21 protein-coding genes and 1 riboswitch are annotated in these 24,253 nt (G+C 63.3%); of the genes, 13 read left to right on the plus strand and 8 right to left on the minus strand.

The window, feature by feature from the left end:
• Nucleotides 1-3 precede the first annotated feature (3 nt).
• From rapZ to KEC16_RS09680, 4 genes are all read right to left on the minus strand, one after another.
• On the minus strand, nt 4-888 hold the full coding sequence (gene rapZ, locus KEC16_RS09665) for an RNase adapter RapZ (RefSeq protein ID WP_211548279.1): 885 nt from the start codon (nt 886-888) through the stop codon (nt 4-6).
• On the minus strand, nt 888-1,319 hold the full coding sequence (locus tag KEC16_RS09670) for an HPr kinase/phosphorylase (protein ID WP_211548281.1): 432 nt from the start codon (nt 1,317-1,319) through the stop codon (nt 888-890). Before KEC16_RS09670 ends, rapZ begins: the two co-directional genes overlap by 1 nt.
• Before the next feature lie 99 nt (nt 1,320-1,418).
• Nucleotides 1,419-3,089 (minus strand): stimulus-sensing domain-containing protein, encoded by a 1,671-nt coding sequence (locus KEC16_RS09675; RefSeq protein ID WP_211548406.1) that lies wholly within the window; start codon nt 3,087-3,089, stop codon nt 1,419-1,421.
• Nucleotides 3,076-3,783 carry a response regulator transcription factor gene (locus KEC16_RS09680; RefSeq protein ID WP_211548283.1) on the minus strand — a complete coding sequence of 236 codons (708 nt, stop codon included), beginning with the start codon at nt 3,781-3,783 and terminating at the stop codon, nt 3,076-3,078. The genes KEC16_RS09675 and KEC16_RS09680 overlap by 14 nt, the downstream gene beginning before the upstream one ends.
• An 86-nt stretch (nt 3,784-3,869) precedes the next feature.
• Nucleotides 3,870-4,107: riboswitch (cobalamin riboswitch) on the plus strand.
• Nucleotides 4,108-4,197: 90 nt separating this feature from the next.
• Here KEC16_RS09680 and KEC16_RS09685 point away from each other — a divergent pair.
• The 8 genes from KEC16_RS09685 (at nt 4,198) to ahcY (ending at nt 11,559) form a co-directional block, all read left to right on the plus strand.
• Nucleotides 4,198-4,845 (plus strand): energy-coupling factor ABC transporter permease, encoded by a 648-nt coding sequence (locus tag KEC16_RS09685; RefSeq protein ID WP_211548285.1) that lies wholly within the window; start codon nt 4,198-4,200, stop codon nt 4,843-4,845.
• Nucleotides 4,842-5,117: an energy-coupling factor ABC transporter substrate-binding protein gene (locus KEC16_RS09690; protein ID WP_211548287.1), complete on the plus strand. Its 276-nt coding sequence runs from the start codon at nt 4,842-4,844 to the stop codon at nt 5,115-5,117. Before KEC16_RS09685 ends, KEC16_RS09690 begins: the two co-directional genes overlap by 4 nt.
• On the plus strand, nt 5,114-5,839 hold the full coding sequence (cbiQ, locus tag KEC16_RS09695; RefSeq protein ID WP_211548289.1) for a cobalt ECF transporter T component CbiQ: 726 nt from the start codon (nt 5,114-5,116) through the stop codon (nt 5,837-5,839). Before KEC16_RS09690 ends, cbiQ begins: the two co-directional genes overlap by 4 nt.
• Nucleotides 5,830-6,678, plus strand: coding sequence for an energy-coupling factor ABC transporter ATP-binding protein (locus KEC16_RS09700; RefSeq protein WP_249209033.1), 849 nt, complete (start codon nt 5,830-5,832; stop codon nt 6,676-6,678). The genes cbiQ and KEC16_RS09700 overlap by 10 nt, the downstream gene beginning before the upstream one ends.
• Before the next feature lie 183 nt (nt 6,679-6,861).
• Nucleotides 6,862-7,119, plus strand: a complete 258-nt coding sequence (locus KEC16_RS09705) for a hypothetical protein (RefSeq protein WP_211548291.1) — start codon at nt 6,862-6,864, stop codon at nt 7,117-7,119.
• 170 nt (nt 7,120-7,289) lie between these two features.
• The gene (locus KEC16_RS09710; protein ID WP_211548293.1) at nt 7,290-7,976 is read left to right on the plus strand and encodes a HugZ family pyridoxamine 5'-phosphate oxidase; all 687 of its coding nucleotides are present in this window, start codon (nt 7,290-7,292) and stop codon (nt 7,974-7,976) included.
• A 188-nt stretch (nt 7,977-8,164) separates the two neighbouring features.
• Nucleotides 8,165-9,997 carry a phosphoenolpyruvate carboxykinase (GTP) gene (locus KEC16_RS09715; protein WP_211548295.1) on the plus strand — a complete coding sequence of 611 codons (1,833 nt, stop codon included), beginning with the start codon at nt 8,165-8,167 and terminating at the stop codon, nt 9,995-9,997.
• Between the two features lie 164 nt (nt 9,998-10,161).
• The gene (gene ahcY, locus KEC16_RS09720) at nt 10,162-11,559 is read left to right on the plus strand and encodes an adenosylhomocysteinase (protein ID WP_211548297.1); all 1,398 of its coding nucleotides are present in this window, start codon (nt 10,162-10,164) and stop codon (nt 11,557-11,559) included.
• A gap of 104 nt (nt 11,560-11,663) precedes the next feature.
• Here ahcY and KEC16_RS09725 read toward each other — a convergent pair whose 3' ends face one another.
• The 4 genes from KEC16_RS09725 to KEC16_RS09740 are packed head-to-tail and all read right to left on the minus strand — an operon-like array spanning nt 11,664 to nt 16,952.
• Nucleotides 11,664-12,329: a hypothetical protein gene (locus tag KEC16_RS09725; RefSeq protein ID WP_211548299.1), complete on the minus strand. Its 666-nt coding sequence runs from the start codon at nt 12,327-12,329 to the stop codon at nt 11,664-11,666.
• Nucleotide 12,330: 1 nt separating this feature from the next.
• Nucleotides 12,331-14,298: a type VI secretion system Vgr family protein gene (locus KEC16_RS09730; protein WP_211548301.1), complete on the minus strand. Its 1,968-nt coding sequence runs from the start codon at nt 14,296-14,298 to the stop codon at nt 12,331-12,333.
• A 6-nt stretch (nt 14,299-14,304) separates the two neighbouring features.
• On the minus strand, nt 14,305-15,972 hold the full coding sequence (locus KEC16_RS09735) for a DUF4157 domain-containing protein (RefSeq protein ID WP_211548303.1): 1,668 nt from the start codon (nt 15,970-15,972) through the stop codon (nt 14,305-14,307).
• A gap of 53 nt (nt 15,973-16,025) precedes the next feature.
• Complete coding sequence (locus KEC16_RS09740) at nt 16,026-16,952, minus strand: DUF4157 domain-containing protein (protein WP_211548305.1); 927 nt, start codon at nt 16,950-16,952, stop codon at nt 16,026-16,028.
• A gap of 237 nt (nt 16,953-17,189) precedes the next feature.
• Between KEC16_RS09740 and KEC16_RS09745 the strand changes: the two genes are divergently transcribed.
• From KEC16_RS09745 to KEC16_RS09765, 5 genes are read left to right on the plus strand one after another with little or no spacing between them, the layout of a single operon-like run.
• Entirely contained in the window at nt 17,190-17,579 is a 390-nt protein-coding gene (locus KEC16_RS09745) for a DUF4280 domain-containing protein (protein WP_211548307.1), read from the plus strand.
• Nucleotides 17,579-18,067 carry a hypothetical protein gene (locus tag KEC16_RS09750; protein WP_211548309.1) on the plus strand — a complete coding sequence of 163 codons (489 nt, stop codon included), beginning with the start codon at nt 17,579-17,581 and terminating at the stop codon, nt 18,065-18,067. Before KEC16_RS09745 ends, KEC16_RS09750 begins: the two co-directional genes overlap by 1 nt.
• 4 nt (nt 18,068-18,071) lie before the next feature.
• On the plus strand, nt 18,072-19,490 hold the full coding sequence (gene tssK, locus KEC16_RS09755; RefSeq protein ID WP_211548311.1) for a type VI secretion system baseplate subunit TssK: 1,419 nt from the start codon (nt 18,072-18,074) through the stop codon (nt 19,488-19,490).
• Nucleotides 19,490-20,278: a DotU family type IV/VI secretion system protein gene (locus tag KEC16_RS09760; RefSeq protein WP_211548312.1), complete on the plus strand. Its 789-nt coding sequence runs from the start codon at nt 19,490-19,492 to the stop codon at nt 20,276-20,278. Before tssK ends, KEC16_RS09760 begins: the two co-directional genes overlap by 1 nt.
• Nucleotides 20,275-24,189 carry a type VI secretion system protein gene (locus tag KEC16_RS09765; RefSeq protein ID WP_211548314.1) on the plus strand — a complete coding sequence of 1,305 codons (3,915 nt, stop codon included), beginning with the start codon at nt 20,275-20,277 and terminating at the stop codon, nt 24,187-24,189. The genes KEC16_RS09760 and KEC16_RS09765 overlap by 4 nt, the downstream gene beginning before the upstream one ends.
• The last annotated feature ends 64 nt before the right edge of the window (nt 24,190-24,253 follow it).

Raw genomic sequence — 24,253 nt, forward strand, 5'->3', positions numbered from 1 at the left:
TTGTCATATCCCTTCCAGGCCCAGCTCGCGGTGACGCAGCTCGACCCTGGCACCCTGGTCTTTCAGCCATTGGGCCAAACGCTCGGCCACATAGACCGAACGGTGTCGGCCACCGGTGCAACCGATGGCGATTGTCAGATAGCTCTTACCCTCAGCCGCAAAGCGCGGCAACAGCGGCGCCAGCAAGTGGGTCAAGGACTCGAAAAAAGCGGGAAAGGCCGGATCGGCGGCGACATAGGCGGCGACGTCGGCGTCGCGCCCGGTCAACGGCTTCAAATCCGGCACATAATGGGGGTTGGTCAGGAACCGCGCGTCGAACACCAGGTCGGCCTCACGCGGCAAGCCCTCGCGGTACGCGAACGAGGTGACGAAGACCATCAGCCCGCGATCACCGGCCAAGCCGAAATGCGACGACAGTACCCGCTTGAAATCGCCCGGCGCCAGATTCGAGGTGTCAAACACCACATCGGCGCGGCGTTTCAGCGGCGACACCAAGGCGCGTTCGTGCCGGATGCCGTCGATCAACGGCCGATCGGCGGCCAAGGGATGGCGACGCCGGGTCTCGGTAAAGCGCCGCCGCAACACTTCGTCATCGCAATCCAGAAACAGCAGGCGTAAATCACGACCGGTTTCGGCCATGATGCGGTCAATTTCGGCCAGCACCGGCTCGACGCCGAAATCGCGGGTCCGAATATCAATGCCCACCGCCAGCGGCCGTTCGCCACCGCCTTGCATCAGGCTGGCCAGCAGCATCACCGGCAGGTTGTCCACCGCCTCATAGCCAAGATCCTCGAGCACCTTCAGGGCCGAGGTCTTTCCGGCCCCTGAAAGACCGGTGACGATGACTGCACGGCCCGGAGCCGGCGAAGGGGCGATAATTTCAGTCATTACAGGACAGCACTATCTCGCGTCGCCACCCCGACCGCAAGGCGAACCTTGGCGGGGGTCGAGGACTCGAACGCCGCCAAGGCCACGCGGGGCACGCGCAGCCCCAGAAAGCCGGCCATGGCCGGTTCCGGCAGGCGTTCCACATCCTTGGCGGCAATCAGATCAACCACCAGGGCCACCGGCACCCGGTCGCGATGCGGCAGACGCACGATCCCCAGGCCCCGGACTTCCATGATCCCGCTGATGGTGGCGGGCGAACTGGCGAACAACCGTGAATTTTCAGCCGAAATCTCGGTCTGGTCGTCGGCCACCAGCATGGCGCCGCCATCGATCAGACGCAGGGCGAGATCAGACTTTCCGCAGCCCGACGGGCCGCGGATCAGGACGGCATGACCATCAATCTCGATACTGGTGGCGTGAACCAGCTGCATGTGATCAGGGTGTGCCCACCAGACAGACGAGTCAAGTCACCGCGCCGTCCATCTTACGTTTGTCGAGCTAACGTTGGCCGGGCTTACGCCTGCCCCCCACTATGCCGCTTTCAGCTCCAAGACAAAACGGGCGCCGCCTTCGCTCCGGTTTTCCGCCCAGATGCGGCCGCCATGGGCGTCGATGATCTGTTTGCTGATGGACAGGCCCAGGCCGGAATGGGTGCCGAATTTCTCGCCTTCGGGACGTTCCGAATAAAAGCGGTCGAAGATGGCTTCAAGTTTGCCGTCGGGGATACCGGGGCCGCCATCATCGACGCTGATGCGGATATGGGGGCCATGGCGGGACGCCGCCAGTTGGATGGTGCCGCCGGCAGGCGAAAACGAGATGGCGTTGCCGATCAAGTTGCGCAGCACCTGCACCAGCCGCCCTTCGATTCCCTCGACCACCAAGGCGTCGCCAGCCGGCAGCTCAAGGGGGAAATGAAGGGTTTCGCTGGTGCTGCGATAAACCTCGGCCAGGGTTTCCAACAACAACGCCAGCGGCACGGGTTCGGTATCGGCCCGGCTCATTTCCGCGTCCACCCGCGACGCGTCGGAAATGTCGCTGATCAGCCGGTTCAGGCGCTCGACGTCGTCTTGGATAATCGACAGCAGCTTTTTCTGCTTTTCCGGATCGGACAGCCGCGCCGCCGTTTCCACCGCCGAGCGCACGCTGGTCAATGGGTTCTTGATCTCATGCGCCACGTCGGCGGCGAAACGTTCGATGGCGTCCATGCGCGCCCACAGGGCCTCGGTCATTTCCTTAAGAGCCAGCGACAATTCGCCAATCTCGTCCCCCCGCGCCGACAGATCGGGAATGCGGTGGGCACGCCCGCGGCCATGGCGGACCTGCTCCGCCGCCAAGGCCAGCCGGCGAATCGGCCGGGCGATGGTTCCGGCCATGTACAGCGACAGGCCGATCGTCACCGCCAAGGACACCAAAAAGGCCTGAATAATGGCCAGACGCACCTGAAACAAAGCGTGGGCGACGCGGCTGCCGTCATGGCTGACCATCAAGGCGCCAACCACCTGCTTGTAGCGCTGCACCGGCACCGCCGCCGACAAGATAATCCCGCCCTTGGGATCGGTCCGCACCACCCCCTGGCCGCGTCCGCCCAAGGCGGCGACCACTTCGGGGAAATGCTCGGCTTTTTGTCGGGGCGGTTCAAGGTGGACCGGCAAGGATTCGTCCAGCGGCATCCATGTCGAGGCCGCTTCCCACCAATAAGCCAGTGTCGCCAGCCACCCCAATTTACGCGGCGGGTCCAAATCCTCGATGCGGATATTGCCCTTGGCCGACAGCAAAAAGCGGGAATCGGCGGCCAGACCGCCGACGGCGTCAAACAGACGGGCGCGGATCTGCGCCGATTTGGCCAAGCGACGCACCATGTGCTGCGCCAAGTCTTGATTGATTTCAAGAAATCCCAAGGCCTGTTCGGAAACCGCGCCTTCGCCCACCGCCCCGGCGACCATTTCCGCTTGCGTCGCCAAGCCGGCCAATTCGCTGCGGATCAGGCCTTGCTTATAGCGGTCCAGATACAGCAACCCGGTGGCCAAGATGATCGGAGCCACCAGATTGACCAGCAAGATACGGCGGGTCAGCGGCGACGATAACGGATTCCAGCGGCGGCGCGGAGGAGTCTTGACCCGGCCCGTGCCGGGCTGCTCAGACGCCGCTCGGGCTGAGGTTTTGGCGCGGCCCGTGCCGGGCTGCGGCTCAGGCTTCGTCACGATAGCGATAGCCGACGCCGTACAGGGTTTCGATCTGGGCGAAATCGTCGTCGACTTCGCGGAATTTCTTGCGCAGGCGCTTGATGTGGCTGTCGATGGTGCGATCATCCACATAAATGCTTTCGCCATAGGCGGCATCAATCAGCTGATCCCGGTTCTTGACGTGACCGGGACGGCTGGCCAGGGATTTCAGCAACAGAAACTCGGTGACCGTCAAATCCACCTGCTTGGCGTTCCAGGTGCAGATATGGCGACCGGGATCAAGAACCAGCGGCCCCCGCACGATGGCGGCATTGGCATTGGCGGCGCCGGCTTCGGCGTCATTGGCCAGATCCAGACGGCGCAACAAGGCGCGGATGCGTTCGATCAGCAATTTCTGCGAGAACGGCTTTTTGATGTAATCGTCGGCCCCCATGCGCAGACCCAGCAATTCGTCGATCTCGTCGTCTTTCGAGGTCAGGAAGATCACCGGGATGGCCGATTGCTTGCGCAGACGCTGCAACAGCTCCATGCCGTCCATGCGCGGCATCTTGATATCCAAGATCGCCAAATCGGCGGGTTGACTGGTCAACCCGCGCAGGGCCTCGGCACCGTCGGAATAGGTGCGGACCTTATAGCCCTCGGCCTCGAGCGCCATGGAAACCGAGGTCAGGATATTGCGGTCGTCATCGACCAGAGCGATGGTGTGGGCCACGTCTTAAACCTTATCATCCGAAGAATACCGATGGCAGGGTGCCTAATCCCGCCATTGGGGGCAATTGACTTTGCCAATGTGGCGAAATTATAGTGGCCGCTGATGGTTCCCCGGTTCGCCGGGGTGAAAAGGGAACCCGGTCCTGTCGTTCGCGGCACAAGCCGGGGCTGCCCCCGCAACTGTAGGCGGATAGGTTCGGTCGCTTTTAAGATCGCCACTGGCTCGTCGTCAAGGTTTCCACCGACGCACGAATAAAGCCGGGAAGGCTGTTGACCAGACCCGTGACCCGCAAGCCAGGAGACCTGCCATCGCACTTGCGTGCGCACGCTTTTCCGGGCGGGGTGACCCTGGAAGGTGCTCTGGTTCGTTTGAGCCGGAAGTGCGCCCGCTTTCGCGGTTTGAAGGTGGAATAGAATGCATATCATGGAAGGTTTTCTTCCTGCCGGCCATGCGCTGGCGTGGAGCGCCGTGTCGGCGCCATTGGTCGTGGTCGGGGCCATGCGGCTGCGCAAAATCCTGCGCGATCGTCCCGAAGCACGGTTGACCCTGGCCGCTGCCGGCGCTTTTGCTTTCGTCTTGTCGGCGCTGAAACTGCCCAGCGTCACCGGTTCGTGCTCGCATCCGACCGGGACCGGGCTGGGAGCCATGGCGGTGGGGCCGGCGGCAACCTCGGTGATCGGCACCATCGTGCTGCTGTTCCAGGCGCTGTTGCTGGCCCATGGCGGACTGACCACCTTGGGCGCCAATGTCTTTTCCATGGCCATCGCCGGCCCATGGATCGCCTTTGGCGTCTGGAAATTGGCGGGGAAACTGGGCGCGCCGATGGGCTTGGCCATCTTTTTGGGGGCGACGCTTGGCGATCTGGGCACCTATGTGGTGACATCGTTCCAACTGGCCTTGGCCTTCCCCGACGCGGTCAGTGGTTTCGGCGGCGCCTTCGCCAAGTTCGCCACCATTTTCGCCATCACCCAAATCCCGCTGGCCATCGCCGAGGGATTGCTGACCGTGGTGGTGATGAACGCCCTGGCCGGACGCCAGATCAAAACGGAGATCCGGGCATGAGCGCGCGCTTGAACTGGATGTTGATTGGGTTGGCGGTGCTGATCGCCGCCGCGCCGATGATCCTGAACATCCCCGGCGAATACGGCGGCGCCGATGACCGGGCCAAATCGGCCATCGAGGAAACCGGCTATCAGCCGTGGTTCGATTCCATCTGGGAACCGCCCTCGGGCGAGATCGCCAGCATGCTGTTCGCCCTGCAAGCCGCATTGGGGGCTGGCGTCGTCGGGTATGTCGTCGGCCGTCTGCACGGCCGGCGTGAGCGGCAACAGTGATCGAAGCCGACCGGCTGGCCCATGCCAGCCGGTGGCGACGGCTGCCGTTGGCGGAAAAGGCCTTGCTTTGCCTCGGCCTGCTGATCCTGGCCATGGCCTTGCCGCCATGGCCAGGCGCGGTTCTGGTGCTGCTGGTCGCATCGGCTGGCGCCGTGATTTCGGGCCTTACCCTGCCGACATGGCTGCGGCTATTGGCCCCGCCTTGTTTTTTCATTCTCACCGGGGCCGCCACCTTGCTGGTGCAGGTCAGTGCCGACGGGATCGGTCTGGCCGCCGATGGCGGCATCCAGGCCGGCCTGTTGCTGAGCCGCGCCTTGGCCGCGGTGGCCGCCTTGCTGCTGCTGACCGTCACCACCCCCATGGCCGAGTTGGTCCAAGGCTTGCGCCGATTGGGCCTGCCGGTGGAATTGGCGGAAGTGACCATGACCACCTATCGCTTCATCTTTATTTTGCAAGATACCGCCTCCGCCATGCATGCCAGTCAAATGGCCCGGCTGGGCGGCGACGGCTGGCGCCGGCGCATCCGTTCCGCCGGCCTGTTGGCGGCGGCGTTGCTGCCGCGCGCGCTTGATCAGGCGCGACGACTGGAGATGGGATTATTGGCCCGTGGCTTTGACGGCAGTTTGCGCACCTTGATGCCGGCGCAACGCGTCCGGCCCTGGCGCTTGGCGGTCATCGCCGGCGGGTTGGCCCTGATGGCGGGATTAAGCCTATGGATTTGATTTTGGAAGCCCGCCGCCTCGGACATTGCTATGTCGGCGGCGTCGAGGCCCTGCGCGATCTTGATTTGGCGGTGCCGCGCGGCCAACGTCTGGCCATTCTTGGCCCCAACGGCGCCGGCAAGACCACTTTGCTGCTGCATCTGAACGGAACCTTGCGCCCGAAAAGCGGCCAAGTGCTGCTGGATGGACGGGCCGTCGGCTATGACCGCGCCAGTCTGAACAGCTGGCGCCGCCGCGTCGGTCTGGTGTTGCAGGAACCCGACGACCAATTGTTCGCCGCCACCGTGTTCGAGGATGTCTCGTTCGGGCCGCTGAATCTGGGCCTGAGCGAAGCCGAAGCCCGCCTTCGGGTGGAAGAAGCCCTTGAAGCCTTGCGCATCACCGCCCTGGCCGAACGCCCCACCCACATGTTGTCCTTTGGTCAGAAAAAGCGGGTGGCCATCGCCGGGGCCGTGGCCATGCGCCCCGAAGTGCTGCTGCTGGACGAGCCTTCGGCCGGGCTGGATAGCATGGGAACCGCCCATTTGCTGGCGGCGTTGGATCAACTGCGTCAAGCCGGCACCACCTTGGTGTTCACCACCCATGACGTCGATCTGGCCTGGTCCTGGGCCGACCAGGTGGCGCTGTTCCACCAAGGCGGCGTCGCCTGCCAAGGCAGCGCCGAGAGCCTGTTGAGCGACCGCGCCGCCCTGGCCGCCGCCCATCTTAAGATGCCCATGGCCCTGGCCTTGGGATTAAAGGCCCGACAGCTGGGATTGCTGGCCGCCGATCAGTCCTTGCCGCGCGGCCGGAGCGAAAGCTTGGCCCTGCTGGACCGTTTAACACCGCCCGGCCAATGAACTGATCCGTTGGCTCAGTTCATGCCGAGACGGCCGGTATAAGCTGAAAAATCTGCACATATTTATACAAACGTCATAGTCCATTGTTTGGTGCTTTACCCGCGCCACGAACGACATTCGTATTAATAGTGCAATTTGGTTCCATTCAAAACGCCTTCCGTCCGAGGGCTCGCGGAGTGGACCATGAAAGCTTTGCACACCAGCTGGATCAACGCCGAACAGTGGGTTGATCGTTATAACACCCTGCTGGCGGCAGGTCAGGCCAACGCCGATTGCGAGGCGATGCGGGCTGAATTGGACGATCTTTTCGACGACATCATCGGCGCCATCAAGGATCAGCCGCGCGGCAACGTGCTGCGCTGGCGGCGCAACCGGACCGCCCACCCGGTCTGTGTCGCCACCGACATGGCCCTGCTGCATCGCTGGTTGGAGACGCGTTAACAGCGGCGGCGTTCGAAGAATTTCCCCTTGCCGGCGACCATCCCGCCCCCCCACACAGGTCGCCGGCAGACTTCCCCCTTCTCCGCCTCCCCGGAGAAGGGGGATACCTTCTTTGCCTGCGGCTCGGCCCTCTGTCATGATGGGTTTCCCCTGACCATGATGGAAAACCCATGGATACCGCCCCTCCGCAACAGCTGCCCAAGGACAACAAACTGGCCCTGCGCCACGTGGCCCGCGCCTGCCGCAAGGCGACCCTGGCCACGGTGATGGCCGAGGGCGGCGCCCCTTACGGCTCGCTGGTGACAGTGGCGCTCGATCACGATCTGTCGGCCATCTTGTTGTTGTCGGGCCTGGCGGACCATAGCCGCAACATCGCCGCCGATGACCGGGTGTCCTTGCTGTTTGATGGCACCGACGGTCACCCCAATCCGCAAACCGGTCCCCGCGTCACCCTGATGGGCCGGGCCGAGAAAACCGACTGCCCGCGTCTGCGCGCCCGCTTTTTAGCCCTTCATCCGGCGGCGGCGCTCTATGCCGATTTTGCCGATTTCGGCTTTTGGCGGGTCAACCCCGACCGCGCCCATTTCGTCGGCGGCTTTGGCCGGGCGGTCTGGATCAACACCCCCTTCGGCCTTGATTCAGCCGTGGCTGAAACCTTGAGCGCCGCGCAATCCGAGGTGCTTGGGCAGCGCATCCCCACTCTTTGGGGGGGCGGAGACGTTATCGGCTGGGATGTGGACGGTGTCGATGTGACACGCAATGAAAGCACAACCCGTATCGCTTTCAGCCACCCCGCTGAAAACCTGGGAAACGCCCGAAAAGCCTTGGAAAACTTGCAAATACAAGGCCAGTTCTGAGCATTGATCGCGGCAGACATGACAGCAATATTATTGCGTCCTGACGCCGAGGCGAGTATCTTCGCCACCTCTTCAGGCGATGGCGCGGCCTAAAGCGCCAAACGGGGATGACCCTACAACGCCCGGTCCGGTGGTCGGACCGGCGACCAGGGCGACTTCCCAAAAAAAGGGACGGAGAAAGGCAGATTATGAGCAATATCGGTATCCCCGGCGGAACGACGATCAACGCTGGCCTGCTGGCGTGGATCGACGAGATGGCGAAGCTGTGCAAACCCGACAGCATTCACATCTGCGATGGTTCCCAGGCGGAATACGATGCCCTGTGCGCCCAGATGGTGGCCGCGGGCACCATGATCAAGTTGAACGAGGCCAAGCGCCCCAATTCCTATCTGTGCCGCTCTGACCCGCGCGACGTCGCCCGCGTCGAAGACCGCACCTTCATCTGTTCGGCCACCAAGGCCGATGCCGGCCCGACCAACAATTGGATGGCCCCGGACGATATGAAGGTCGTCATGGGCAAGCTGTATGACGGCTGCATGAAGGGCCGCACCATGTACGTGGTGCCGTTCTCCATGGGGCCGCTGGGCTCCAACATCGCCCATATCGGCGTCGAGATCACCGACAGCCCCTATGTCTGCACCAACATGCGCATCATGACCCGCATGGGCCAAAAGGTGCTGGACCTGCTGGGCAAGGATGGCGAATTCGTCAGGTGCCTGCACTCGGTCGGCCACCCGCTGGCCGCCGGCGAAGCCGATGTCGCCTGGCCGTGCAACCCGGACAATATCTATATCTCGCATTTCCCCGACGAGCGGACCATCTGGTCGTTCGGTTCGGGCTATGGCGGCAACGCGCTGTTGGGCAAGAAGTGCTTCGCGCTGCGCATCGCCTCGACCATGGCCCGCGACGAGGGTTGGCTGGCCGAGCACATGCTGATCGTCGGCGTCGAAGACCCCCAGGGTGAAAAGACCTATGTCGGCGCCGCCTTCCCCAGCGCCTGCGGCAAGACCAACTTCGCCATGTTGCTGCCGCCCAAGGGCTTTGACGGCTGGAAGATCTGGACCGTCGGCGACGATATCGCCTGGATCAAGCCCGGCGCCGACGGCAAGTTCTACGCCATCAACCCGGAAGCCGGCTTCTTCGGCGTCGCCCCGGGGACCGGTGCGTCGACCAACGCCAACGCCATGGCCGCCTGCGCTTCCAACACCATCTTCACCAATGTCGGCCTGACCGATGACGGTGACATTTGGTGGGAAGGCATGACCGACGACAAGCCGGCCCATCTGATCGATTGGAAGGGCAAGGATTGGACTCCGGCTTCGGAAACTCCGGCCGCCCACCCCAACGCCCGCTTCACCGCCCCGGTGTCGCAATGCCCGTCGGTTGACCCGGATTGGGAAAACCCGGCCGGCGTGCCGATCTCGGCCTTCATCTTCGGTGGCCGCCTGTCCAAGACCATGCCGCTGGTCTATCAGTCGTTCAACTGGGCCCACGGCGTCTATCTGGCCGCCACCATGGGTTCGGAAGCCACCGCCGCCGCCGTCGGCCAGGCCGCCATCCGCCGCGATCCCTTCGCCATGCTGCCGTTCTGCGGCTACAACATGGCCGATTACTTCAGCCATTGGCTGTCCATGGGCCGCAAGGTCGCCAATCCGCCGCCGATCTTCCGTGTCAACTGGTTCCGCAAGGATGCGGGCGGCAAGTTCATGTGGCCGGGCTTCGGCGACAATATGCGCGTGCTCAAGTGGATCGTCGACCGCGTCCATGGCCGCGCCCCGGCGGTGGAAAGCCCGTTCGGCAACGTTCCCACCTTCGAAGACATCGAATGGAAGGGCCTGGACTATCCCAAGGACAAGTTCCTGGAACTGATGTCCATCGACCGCGAACAGGGTGTGGCGGAAGCCCGCAGCCAGGAAGAACTGTTCGACAAGTTCCACGACCGTCTGCCGCCCGAATTCAGCGCCCTGCGCGAGTTGCTGAAGTCGCGGCTGTGGCGTTCGCCCGATAAGTGGGAACTGTAAGCAGTCTGCTTGCGATCAAGCCCCCGTCGGTGTCGACGGGGGCTTTTTTGTCGCCATTTCCAGCCCCATGCCGACATAAAGATATCTTTATATCATATTGCCTTTCTTCTCAGGCCCTGCTACAACCCGTGACCATGTACACCCAGCCAAGACAAGGGACCGCCATGACTGACTATAAGGTTGCCGATATCAAGCTCGCCTCGTGGGGCCGCAAGGAACTGGACATCGCCGAATCCGAGATGCCCGGCCTGATGGCCACGCGGGCCGAATTCGGCCCCAGCCAGCCGTTGAAGGGCGCCCGCATCGCCGGTTCCCTGCACATGACCATTCAGACCGGCGTGCTGATCGAGACCTTGAAGGCCTTGGGCGCCGATATCCGCTGGGCCTCGTGCAACATCTTCTCGACCCAGGATCACGCCGCCGCCGCCATCGCCGAAGCCGGCATCCCGGTGTTCGCCGTCAAGGGCGAAAGCCTGGAAGAATACTGGGATTACACCCACCGCATCTTCGAATGGACCGATGGCGGCTGCCCCAACATGATCCTGGACGATGGCGGCGACGCCACCTTGATGATCCATTTGGGCATTCGCGCCGAAAAGGACATCTCGGTCCTCGACACCCCGACCTGCGAGGAAGAGGAGGTTTTGTTCGCCTCCATCAAGAAGAAGCTGGCCAGCGACCCCACCTTCTATTCCCGCAACGGCGCCTCTATTCGCGGCGTCACCGAAGAAACCACCACCGGCGTGCATCGTCTGTACGAGATGGAAAAGAAGGGCACCTTGTTGTGGCCGGCCATCAACGTCAACGATTCGGTGACCAAGTCCAAGTTCGACAACAAGTATGGCTGCCGTGAAAGCCTGGTCGACGGCATCCGTCGCGCCACCGACGTCATGCTGGCCGGCAAGGTCGCCGTGGTCGCCGGTTTCGGCGATGTCGGCAAGGGCTCGGCCGAAAGTCTGGCCAGCCAGGGCTGCCGCGTCATCGTCACCGAAATCGACCCGATCTGCGCCCTGCAAGCCTGCATGGAAGGCTATGAGGTGTTGACCATGGAAGAAGCCGCCCCCCGCGGCGACATCTTCGTCACCACCACCGGCAATGTGGACGTGATCACCGTCGATCACATGCGGGCCATGAAGGACCGCGCCATCGTCTGCAATATCGGCCACTTCGACAGCGAAATTCAGGTCGCCGGCCTGAAGAACTTCAAGTGGAACAACATCAAGCCGCAGGTCGACGAAATCGGCTTCCCCGATGGCAAGCGCATCTTGCTGCTGGCCGAAGGCCGTCTGGTCAATCTGGGCTGTGCCACCGGTCACCCCAGCTTCGTCATGTCGGCGTCGTTCACCAACCAGGTGCTGGCTCAGATCGAGCTGTTCGCCAACAATGCCGACGGCAAGTTCGGCAAGAGCGTCTATGTGCTGCCCAAGCATCTGGATGAAAAGGTCGCGGCCTTGCATCTGGCCAAGCTGGGGGCCTCGCTCACCAAGCTCAACGCCAAGCAATCCGACTATATCGGCGTTGCCGTCGAAGGCCCGTTCAAGCCGGAAACCTATCGCTATTAAGTTTGTCTGATGGACAGCCCCCGCCCCACACCGGGCGGGGGTTTTCTTTTGCCCACGGCATGGGTGAATTCGCTCTTATGCCCGATCCCGGTGATCGCAACCGATCATTTCAATGGGCGATCGGGACCTGCCGGCAAAGCCGGTGCTTTTGCCCCTACCGGCAAGGCCGGTGATTTTTCGCCCCCAGCCGGAACCGCCGATTTGACCACCGGCTCGGGTTTCCGCGGTTGTTTTTTTTCTGGGGCCGGTTCGGCCTGGGCGCCGCGCAAATCGTGCAACATCCCGCGCTGCATCCCGACGCCGCCCAATTGCAATTTCTGCCACGGGACAAAGCGGTCGGTCGGCAAACCGGCTTGGCGGTTGAACTCGGCCAGCGGCTGATAGGTGCCGGAATAATTGCTCCACCATTGCAGCTTGCCGGCATCGAAAGCGGCGGTCCCCGCATAAAGGACCGAACGGCCATTGGCCAAGGCGGCGTGCGGCGCCTGCGCCGACAGCATGGTGGTGGATTGGTTGCGGGTCATGCCTTGGACCCGAACGAAGTTATACACCCCGCTGGGGGCGCTCAGCGCTGGCCGCTCATGCGCCCGCAGCCCATAGGCGCCGCCGGACAGGGAAACCAATTCGTCGCCGGCCGCGCCCTGTCGGGGCTGCGGTCCTTGGGGGCGCTGATGGGCGCCAAAGGCGCGCATGGGCTGGAGCGGCGCGGCGTGTCGCGGGGCCGGGCCGGACCAGGAAATTGGCGGAGGCAGATGGGTTTTTGTGCTCATCTCAGTTGATCTTCACCATGCCGCCCTTGACCGTCAACATACCGCCGCCATCGACGGTCCCCGAGGCCGAGCCCTTGACCTCGACCGTGGTGCCGCCGGACAGGGTGGCGCCGGTCCCGGCCTTGGCGGTGAGATCGGTGCCCGATTGCACCGTCATGCTGGTGCCTGACTTTACCGTGGCGGTGGTTCCCGCCTCGACCGTCACGTCGGCATCGGATTTCATGCTGATCTTGCCGGTGGCCTGGATGGTCAGATCACCGGTTACCTTCAAGGTGAAATTGCCTTTGACCTCGTGGGTGAAGTCGGCGGAATTGGTGTGGGTTTCGTTATCCTTGACGGTGATGGCGCGGGTGCCCTTGGACACGTCGTGGGTTTCGTTGCCCTCGGTAATGGTGGTGGCAAGGTTCCCCTTGGAGATGGTGGTGGTGCGATTGCCCTTGGAGATGGTCAGGCTGTCGTCGCCTTCCATGATGGTGGCGGCGCGATTGCCCTTTTCCACCTCAATGTTCATGTCCTTGCGGGCATGGACGAAGATTTCCTCGGAATCCTTTTTGTCCTCGAAACGGATCTCGTTATAGCCCTCGCCCTGCTTCGACGAATTGGATTTCAACGTGGTGCGGGTCTGATTGTCGGGCAAGGCGTAAGGCAGCGAATTCTCGCCATTATAGACGCAGCCGGTGACCAGCGGCCGGTCGGGATCGCCGTCAAGAAAACTGACCACCACTTCCTGGCCGATCCGGGGCAGCGTCCACGCCCCCCAACTTTTCCCGGCCCAGGATTGCGCCACCCGAATCCAGCAGGTGGTGTTTTCGTCCTTGGCCCCCAATTGGTCCCAATGAAACTGCACCTTGATGCGGCCGTATTTGTCGGTCCAGATTTCCTCGCCCGATTTGCCGGTAACGATGGCGGTCTGGCTGCCGGCGATGCGCGGACGCGGCGTCCTCGGCATGGGCCGAAACACCACATCGGCGGCAAAGGCGGTGAAGCTGTTGCTATAATTGCCGGGACTGGCGTCATGGCTGACCGAGGCCAGCACCCAATCGGCATTCAGCGATGCGTCCGGGTGATTGGACAAGGTGAATTTTCCACCGGCAACGAAATGCCGCACATCGGACCGGGCGGAAATGCTTTTGGTTCCGGCCTCGAACGCCTGCAATCGCTTGGCGGCGCGGCTGTCGCCGGCATCCTTTTTGTCATAGCCGCCGGGAAATTCGTAAATCTGCTGATCCGAGCCGGTGCCGCTGGCCTGCGCCTTCAACTCGGTGGAGGGGGTTTCAAAGTTGAAATCATCGGCCTGGTACTTGCTGGTCACCACCGCCAGTTCCAGGGTCAACGCCTCGACCCGGTTGTTTTCCAGCCAGTTTTTCTCGATCGGCAATTCCAGAAACTTCGCCGCCGCCACCTGGGGACAGGCGGCATGGGCAGAAGCGTCGTCCCCCAGCACCAGGGTATGGACGCCATCGGCATGCTCGAAGCAATACCAGATGCCTTCATCCTCCATCAGCCGATGGACGAAGGCGTAATGGCTTTCATTGTATTGGACGCAATAATCGCGGGCGGTATAGCTGCCGGTCAGGCTGTCCTTGTAATCGGAAAATCCGGCGCCATCAAAAACCGCCTTGATGATTTCGGGCACCGTCTTTTGCTGGAAAATCCGGTTGTCCGAGCCCAGATGCAACATCCACAGCCACGGCCGCACATCCAGCGACCAGTGACTGCCGGTCACCGCCACCCGCGTCGCCAACCCGTTGAACAAGCGCGTTTTGCCATCGCCATCGACCAGGGTCACGGTTACCGCCTTGCCGGAAACGGCGGTGGGGTCCAAGCCGTCGGCGGTAGCCGAGGCGGTCAGGGTGAACTGGAACGGCGCGCTGATATATTCAGACCCGGCAAAGCCCGACGCCACCAGCTTGTCCTTGCCCAACGGCGTGGTCACTTGCAGCGATTGGGTGTCGTTGGTCGAAGCCATCGGCGCTTACCGGGAAACGGCGACGGTGATCGGGTTGGCGTAATCGCCCTTGCCCTTGTGGAACTCGTGGAAGGTCTGGCCGGTTTTGGTCTGGCTGTACATCTGAAAATACCAGCGAGGATCCGACCCGGCGCCACGCATGTCGCCACGGGCGTAATTTTCCAGACTGACGCAATCGCCGCCGCTGCGGGCGACGACGGCGGCAAAATGATACGACCAGCTCAGTTGACGATCGGTGTTGCTTTCAAAATCGTGAACCCGCGTCGGCGCCTGGGCCAACACGATCAGCCGCTGTTCGATCTGGGCCAAACGCTGGCGGGTCTGGGCGTTCAGCGCAATGCCCATCAAATCGGCCTGCTCGTTGAGCAATTGGTCTTTTTCCGTTTGGCCGACAGTATGGATCATATAGGTGTCGCCCACCCCCGGATTGGCGAACTGGTTCAGGTGCCGCTGCGACAGCGCCCGATTGTTGCGATTGCCGGCATTCCCATGCCGGGTGACGTAATCTTGCGCCCTGGCGCTGTAATCATCGCCACGGTTCAGCCCCATCAGGTCGCGAAACCGGGCCTCCATCAAATTTTCGCCCGCATTATCGACATTGGCGATGCCGGTGATGGTCGAGGCGATCTCGTTGCAATTCTGCGGCAGAGCGTTCGGAGTGGCGTTATTGAAGCTGGGACGCACACCGTGCAAGGTGGTCTGGCTCCACCAGCCGGTCAAAATGGTGACCGTATCGCCGGTGCGAACCAGACGCACCGGACTTCCGACCTGGGTCAAGCTATTGTTGCTGGCGGTGATCACCGCATCGGTGGCAAAGAAGGTCTTGGGCTGACGCCGCCCCAAATCGCTGTCCTCGATGGCCATGCTGTTATCATCGGAAACCCGCAGCGACACGTCGCCGGCGCCGCGATAAACCACATGGGCCGTGGTCTTGTCCTGACGCCCCAGAAACATCGCCTCGCTTTGGGTCGGACGTTTGCGATGCTGCGCCGCCATCGTTCCCGGCGGCACGATGGCATAGGGATAACCGCCCCAAGGTCGCTTTTCCGGCTCCCAACTATACAATTTTTCGTGGCCGAGCACCTTGTAAGGCTGAAGAGCCGCGCCCCCCCGTGGCCCGGCCCAAGGGGGCGCCCCCGGCGCCGCCGTCATCTGCACCGACAGCACCGCCCGCTGGCCCAGGCGGTCAGCCTCGGCTTCCAAGGCCGGGTCCTGAACCACGGCCAGACCGCCGCCGAACGGATTGCGGACCCGACCGGAACGCTGTTGCACCACATGGGCCAGTTCATGCCCCAAAATCTGTTGGCCCCGCGTCGTCTTGGGGTCGTACTGGCCGGGGGCGAAGACAATGGCGTCGCCGACGGTAAAGGCCTGAGCGCCGATGGCCGACGCCTCGGGGCCGACATGGACGCGTACGGCGGAAAAGTCGGCGCGGAAAAAGCTTTCCATCTTGCCGCAAACATCCTCGGGCAGTTTTTGCCCCGGCCCTGACGGCAAGGTAAACGAGGGCGGCAAGGCAAAGGCGTTGCCCTTGGCCTGAAGACTTCCAAGAAACCGTCCCTGCATGACACCATTGGGCATGACGCGATTGGGCGCGCCTTGACGGCTCATCCCTCCTCCGGCGCCGGCGGGGGCGCCGTACCGTGTCGGCGGCGGTGCGTGATGATTACCCATGAAACCAGTCCTTGCCGAATCATCCAGCCCCCTCGGGGGCATATCCCGAGCCTTCAGCCCAAGGCGGCCCGCATCCCCAGACGATCCGCTTCCGCTTCCAGCGCCCGGTCCTGCACCACCGCCAATCCCGATCCGAAAGGATTGCGCACGCGGCCCGCCCGTTGCTGCACCACATGGGCGAGTTCATGCCCCAGAATTTGCTGGCCGCGCGGGCTGGCCGGGTCGTACTGACCCGGAGCGAAAACGATGGTGTCGCCAACGGTGAAGGCCAGGGCGCCGATGGCCGGAGCCTCTGGCCCCACATGGATGCGGACACCGGAAAAATCGGTCCCGAAAAAGCTCTCCATCTTGCCGCGCACCGCATCGGGCAAGGTCTGCCCCGGCCCCGATGGCAGATTGAACGAAGCGGGCAAGGCGAAAGCATCGCCCTTGGCCTGCAAGCTGCCTTGAAAACGCCCCTGCATCACCCCGTTGGGTTGGTTGAGCATTTCGTAAAACCGCCGCGGCTGCCCGCTGGCGGTGGCTGAGACCGAAACCCCGGCCGCCTTGGCCACGTCAGTGGCGAAGGTGGTGCATTGGCGCCGCGTCGCGCTGAATTCCTGGCCCCCGGATTTGTACTGATCGACCTTGGCCAAAGCCGCCCGCGCCTGGGTTTCGGAAATGGGAATAACCGAGACGCGGACACCGGGCTTGGCAAACGCGGCGGCATCGCCGTGCACCTTGCCCTGAACTCCGGCGGACAAGCTGCGGGCATCGCGCTTGCCGTCAAAGCGTTCTTGCGGGGAAAAGCCAAAGGTTTCTCGCCGGCCGTCGGGGCTTTCGATGCCAACAAAGGCATGACCGGCCAGGGCCGGCGGCAAGCCGGCCGCCTGCGGTCCTTGATGCAGGTAAGCGCCGACAATGAGCTTGTGGCCGCCCTTTGGTTGCGCGGCGCTCGACTGACCGAAACGGGTTGGCGGCGGCTGATGACGGGTGCTCATGAGACGATTCCCAAGAAAGGCAAAAATCTCCAACTGATGGATAATATCGTTTTTGATTGCCTCATAAAGAGATTTTATCCCCCATCCCATTGCCCGCGCTATTGCCGATAAAATCAACAGACAGCTATCAGGACTTGCAGCAAGAAGAACCATCACCCTAAATCATTGCGGACAGTCGGCTGAGGCTATAATGTTTTGATCAGCCACTTTAGATGGAAACTGAAGGGTCGATGGGGCATGGCAGTGCAAGTCTGCATGGGGGCAACGCTGATGTGCAGCTTCGGAACGGCGCCCAGCACGCTCAGCGTGTTGCCGGCGAACAAAACCTTTGCCGGCGGCCCCGTCGCCGCCAACATCATGGATAACGCCCCCATGGTCAACATCCTGCCCTTCGCCATGTGCACCAGCCCGGCCAATCCCACCGTCGCGGCGGCGACGGCGGCGGCGCTGGGGGTGCTGACCCCCATGCCATGCATTCCGGCGACCGCGGCGCCGTGGGCTCCCGGTTCCCCCACCGTCCTGATCGGCGGCATGCCGGCCCTGAGCAACAGCTGCAAGCTGATGTGCAACTGGGCCGGGGTTATCCAGGTCAGCGTGCCCGGACAAACGACCGTTCAGGTGGCGTAATGCATCCCCATCCGCCGCCCTCCCCGCCGTCCCGCCGGCCCCGGCCTCTTCGGCGTTTGCTGCTGACCGCCGCCATGCTGGCCGCGCTGGGCGGCTGCGCGGCGCAAAGCCTTAGTCTGGACGATGTCGCCATCAACGCCGCCACCGACGCCAACGCCAACAGCGCCATTGCCGTCGATGTGGTTCTGGTGACCAAGGTCGGCGCCGGCGAGGCCCTGAGCAAATTGCCGGCGGCGGAATGGTTCCGCCGCAAGACACAGATTCTGCGCGACAACCCGGATGGCCTGGTCGTGCTGTCGTGGGAGTTGATCCCTGGCCAAACCGTGTCCCAGCGGATCCGCCGCGAGGTGCTGGATGGCTTTGTCTTCGCCGCTTACGGCTCGCCCGGGGAACATCGCATCCGTCTATCGGGCGAGGGATCGCAGGCGCGGATCACCCTGCAAGCCAGCGATTTCATCGTCGATGGCCTGAAAAAGAAAGCGGAATAGCCACATGGCCGAGTTGAGCGAAATCCCCGAAGCGGTCCAATGGCATGAAGGCATGTTGCTGGCGCCCCAGCATTTTCAGCAAGCATGGCTGCGCAATGAAGCCATGTTGGGCTATGCCGTTGGCCATGCCGGATTGTTTCCGTGGGGGGTCCGGCAATTGGTCATCGATCGCGGGCAATTGGCGCAGGGCAAGTTGCGGCTGTTGGCGCTGGAGGCGGTGATGCCCGATGGCCTTGCCATCTTGCACCCGCGCGACGACGAGCCGTTGCTGGAACTGGACCTGACCACCGCCAAGAACGATCTGGTTCAGGCGACCATGGCGGTGCACCTCAGCATTCCGCTGGAAAACGCCCGCCCCGAGCCGGGCGAAACCCGCCGCTGGCGTTCGGTCGAAGGCCGCGCCGTCGCCGACACCAATTCCCGCGACAACGAAATCCCGGTGCCGCGTCTGCGCCCGGCGCTTAGCTTGGCCTTGACCGACTCGCCGTTGACGCCGCCGCCGCGCCGTTTCGTTTCCATGCCCATCGCCCGCGTCGGTTTTCGCGATGACGCCTTCTCGCTTGAACCGTTCGCGCCGCCGCGCACCGATTTCCCCGCCACCAGCGATCTAGCGGTGTTGATCGGCACGGTGGTGCAGCGGCTGCGCGAAAAGGCCTCGGGCATCGCCGACCGCCTGCAGGCGACGCCAGGAGCCTCGGCCGACCTTCCCGGCGGCGCCCAGCTCGACGCGTTGCGGGCCATGGTGGCGATTCTGCCGCGCATGGAGGGATTGCTGCAAGCCGAACGGATTCATCCGTTTCTGATCTATCTGGCCTTGTGCGACATGATGGGCAGCTTGTCATGGATGGGCGGGCAGCCGGTGCCGCCATCCCCCCCGCCTTATCATCACAACGATTGCCTGCCCGCCTTCGTCACCATCGTTCAGTTCCTGCTGCGCATGATGGAACGGATCCGCGAAAGCTATCGCACCCTTCGGTTCAAGCGGAGCGGCGACAACGCTTACTCGCTTTTGGTCAGCCCCGAGATGTTGGCCCCCGGCACCTTGGTGGTCGGCGTGCGGGCGGCGCCGGGGGCATCCCCGGCGGAAACGACGGAATGGCTGCGCAAGGCCCTGATCGGCTCGCGCTCGATGATGAAGACCATCGGCAGCCGCCGCGTCCGTGGCGCCCCTCGGCAACGCATCGAAACCGCCGACGAGCTGAAATTGTTGCCGCCGGCCGGCATGGTGTTGTTCCGGGTGACGGTGGACCCCGCCTTTGTCCTGGCCGATCAGATTCTGGAACTCATCGGCCCCGCCGACAGCAGCGAACCGCAGGAAATCTTGTTGTTCACCGCCGATACCGCGGTGGAAAAGCCGCCGGCGCCCAAGCCGCCGAAACCCGCCGCCGCCAGCGAAGCGGCCCCCGCGCCGAAGCCGAAATAATGAGCGCGCCGCGCCCCGTTCCCATGGCCAAGGCCGCCATCGACCGCTTTCTCGCCTTTCACATGGAATTGGTCGAGGCCAAGCGCGTGGCTGATTCCATGATCCTGATCGAATCCGATCAAGTCGGCGTCACCCCCCAGATCGTCTATAACGGCATCACCCCGGTGGACGTGTTCTTGCGCCTGCGCGTGGCCATCTGCCCCGGCGGCACGCCGCCACCGGCCACCGACGGCCGTCCCGACATGGGCTATGTGATGACCGCTTTGGCCGATGAAGCCATGCTGCATCAGGTGGATTGGCCCGGCCGCGAGCAATGGATGGGCTCGCTGCTTGAACAATCGCTCTACGGCTCGCAGGTGGCCGGCGAGGAAATCTTTGACCTCGGCCAGTCCATCATCGACGGCACCCTGACCGGCCGGGCCGATCTGGCCGCGACGATCATGCTGGCCCTGTCTTTGGGCTTTCGCGGCCGTTATCGCGATATTGCCGATAACGGCGCCATCGACGCCATGCGCCGCCATCTGTTCGAACACGCCTATAACCAGCCGCCGCCCTCGGCCATCGACTGGCCATCGCCATTACCGGCGGCACTGGCCCCGGTCCTTGACGCCAAGCCCATGCAACGCCTGCCGCGGGTGACGCCGTGGGTGCTGGCCATGGCCGCGGCCTTCGGCCTGACATTGGCTGTTTCCACCATAATCTGGAACAACGCCTCGCAGCAGACATTGGATTTGGCGAAAAAGGTCCGCATGCTTGGCCTTTCGGTCAGCGACGGGGGGGCGCCATGACCGCGGCGGCGACCTTGGCGGCGGAACCGCAAAACTGGCTGCCTTGGCTGGTGCTGGCCGTCGTCGCATTGCTGATGTCCGCGACCATCGCCGTGCTGTGGTGGCTGTTGCGCAAGAAACCCGCCGCCGCCGCGCCCGCCGCCACCGACGCCGCCGTCCCCGAAGACGATGCCGACCGTTGGGAAACCACGTATATGCGCCGCGACGTGCGGCGATCGCTGCAAACCCTGTCCCGCCTCAGCGACAGCGGCGGCAATCCGTATTCCGTGCCATGGATTGTCGCCGTCGGCGCCACCGGGGCCGATAGCCGGGGAATGATCCAGGCCATCGCCCCCCATTCCGACCTCAGCGGCAGCACCATTCCCAGCGCCGGTTCCGTGCATTTCTGCCGCCAGGGCGCGGTCTTCCATGCTGGCGACGATCTGTTGGAAAATAATGGCGGGCTGCGCCGCTGGCGGCGATTGATCCGTCTGATGACCGCCGCCCGCCCGCATCGCCCGGTGGACGGGGTGGTCCTGGCCCTGCCCGCCACCATGCTGAGCGGGCCCGAGGCCATCGCCTTCGACACCCTGGCCGATCTCGGCGCCCGCCTCAGCGCCATGATCGCCTCGGTTCAAAGCATCACCGGATTGCGGGTTCCGGTGACGGTGGTCATCAGCGGCTGCGACCGCCTGCAAGGCTTCGCCGCCCTGGTCTCGGCCCTGTCCGAGGAAACCTTGTCCGACGCCCTGGGCTGGGCCATGCCCTTCGCCATGGAAACCGCCTATCAGGCGGAATGGGCGGAATTGGCGACGGAAACCATCGCCGCCGGCCTGTCGGACACCTCCATTCAATTATTGATGGCCGGAACATCGGTGACCGATGCCGACGGCCTGTTGTTGCTGCCAACCGAAATCCGGCGGCTGACCATGCGGTTGAAACCGCTGATGGCCGCCATGTTCCAGCCCTCGGCCTATCACGAGGCCTTTTTGTTCCGTGGTCTTTACCTGACCGGCAAAAGACCCGGCGAAACGACCAATTGGGCCTTCGTCAGCGGCCTGTTCGAGGGCAAGGCCTTCCGCGAGTATCAATTGGTTCAGCCGGTGCGCGGCATTCTGACCGCCCGCACCAAGAAGCTACGCATTACCCAGGCCGTCTTGGCCCTGACCCTGGTCGCCGAGGCGTTGGGATTGACCTGGTTGTCCTATGACGCGCCGTTTCGGGCGGAAAACCTGCGCCACCTGCTGGCCACCATCAATTCCGACCTGACCAGCCGGGTTCAAGCCGAAGGCCGGCAAAACGCCGACGTTGCCCAAGGGGCCGCCATCCGCCTGTTGCAGGAACTGACCCGATTGGAAGTCAGTACCCTGGCGACGCCGCTGGCCCCGGCTTCCTATCTGCAAAGCCCGGACAGTCAGCTCGAAGGCGCCATCGCCGTTGGCTACAACGCCATCATCGTCGATGAAATTCGTACGCGACTGGGCAATCGGCTGCGCAACATCGTGTCGATGCCGGCCCTGGATGGGGCCAGCGACGACGTGATCATGAAACAATTGGAACGCATGGTCCGCGAACTGGCCGAGTTCGACCGCATTTACCGCGTCTATCAGGATTTGCCGACGCTGCGCAGCGCCGCCGCCTTGGCCTTGGTCAGCCGCTATGCCCTGGCCATCGAACTGCCCCCCGACTTCCACGAAAACGCCGAGCTTTACCAGCGCGCCATGGGCTTTTCGGCGGTGCCGCCGCTGGAACAGGCGCCGGAACTGATCGGCCGTTCGCTCAAGACCCATTTCACCACCGCTTTCCGCAATCGCTTCAACGATGGGCGGCTGCAACAGCGTTTCGAGCAGATCGCCAAGTTGAGCGGCAGCAATCAGCCCCATAATCCCATGGACGCCATGGATCGGCTGACGCAATTGCAAACGCTGCTGGCCGGCATCAGCAACGACCTGGATTCGCGCGATTACGGCTGGATCAACGGCGAGGGCCACGATATCGGCCCGGCCTTCGACACCATGCTCGCCCAACTCGACGGCTTGGGATTGGTGTCGGACGACGATCTTGGCCAGATCAGAAAGACCGGTGAGAACCAAATCGTCAGCGCCCGTCAGGCCTTGTTCCGCCGCCTCAACGCCCAACGGATCGAACAGATGCAGTTGAACGGCACCAAGGCGGTGCTGTCCCAAGCGCTGCAAAGCCTGAGGACGCAACTCGACGCCCTGCTGGCCCGGCCGTTCATGAGCGAAGCGCTGCCCTCTCAGCCCGAATTGCGTTCGGGGCAACGCCCCATTGTGTGGAACGCGCAATGGCTGAAAAAAACCCATCAGATGGTCGATGATTATCTGGCCTTTGCCGCCACCGAGGCCCTGAACTTCCCGCCGGAACTGTCCTTCACCGTGGAAATGGCCGCGTTCGATCAAGCCAGCCAACGGACGCTGACCGCCTTGTCGGCGGCGGCGCAACCGGCGGAACGGGTGATGTCGGGCGCCTATGACATGGAAGCCGAATTGCGCGGCCTGATCGGCATCAGCCAAACCTTGGCCGGGATCGCCGATCAACTGCGCTTGGCCAAAATGGATTATGCCAGCAGCCAATTACGCGGCACCGTCCACACCCAAACCCTGCGTTTGCTCTCGGATGTCGACGGCCTGTCCACCGGCCTGCTCCTGACCGCGCCGCCGCCCGAATTCGATTGGTGGGACGGCAGCATGCCGGTGGCGGCGCGGGCCTTCCGGGTCCCCAGCCTGCCGGAATTGTCCTTGTTGGTCGAAGCCAACCGCGATTCGTTGAGCAAGCTTATTCACGAATACGTCGCCCCCTTGCTGAAGATTTTGGCGACGATCCCGGGTGAAGGCGGACGCAGCGAGAGTGTCGCCAGATGGCAAAGCATTACCCGCTCGTTGCAGCGCTATGAACAAAAGGACCGCGATTCGTCATTGCGCCGGCTGGAGCAATTCCTGCTGGTCGACATGGATCAGATCAGCCCCTCCAATTGCGCCAACGTCGCCAACGGCCCGCCCACCCCTGGCGGCGATATGTTCGCCATGCATCTGGATCAGTTGAAACGGAATCTGGCCCAGCGGTGCGAGGCCTTGGGCACCAACCGGGTGCGCGACAGCTACGCCCAGGTGCAGACGCATTTCAACGAAACCCTGGCCGGCCGCTTCCCCTTCGCGCGCGAGGCCAAGCCGGCGGTGCCGCGCGCCGACCCATTGGCGGTGCGCCAGTTCTTTTGGTCACTGGAACAAAACCCGCTGCCGGCCGGAGCCATCTTGCAGGCGGCGGCCGGCCGCCCGGCCGCCGCCTTCGCCGCCGAGCTTGCCGCCGCCCGCAAGATCCTGGCCCCCATGCTGGTCGACCCGACGCTGGAACAGCCCTTGATCTACGAGGTCGAGGCCGAATTTCGCACCAATCCGGCCCAAGACGTCGGCGGCAATCAAATCATCGAATGGGGGGTGGAATTTGGCGGCGACCAGTGGGTCTCATCGCGAGAGGCCAAACGGATGGCGGTGTGGTCCATCGGCCAGCCTGCCCGCCTGTTCGTCCGCTTCGCCCGCAACGCCCCCTCCATCCCCGCCCCCGACCCCTTGGGCCGCTATCGCGTCGATGGCACCATGGCCACCTGGGAAGCCCACGACCCGTGGGCCTTGCTATCGCTTATTCAAGAACTCAGCCCCGAACCCGGCCGCTTGCACGAACTGGCCGACCGGCGGCCACAGACCCTGGCTCTGACCCTGGATTTGCAACGCAACCCCGATGCCGCTCCGGGCGCCACCTCGGCGCCGAACGCCACCTTGTATCTGCGTCTGGGCCTGACCGGGGTGCTGCACAAAGCGGGGAAGCCCGACGAGAAGCAAACCGTGCAGCTTTCCCCCTTCCCGGTGGCCGCGCCCCGGCTGGAAGACACGCAACCGCTTAAGATTGTTCGCTGAGAAATATAGACTCGCATTGATGGTTAAGCGTGGCGATCTGAGATACGATAGGTTTTACGTCAAG

This window comes from Magnetospirillum sulfuroxidans (genome assembly GCF_018224925.1).
GTDB classification, from domain to species: Bacteria; Pseudomonadota; Alphaproteobacteria; order Rhodospirillales; family Magnetospirillaceae; genus Magnetospirillum; species Magnetospirillum sulfuroxidans.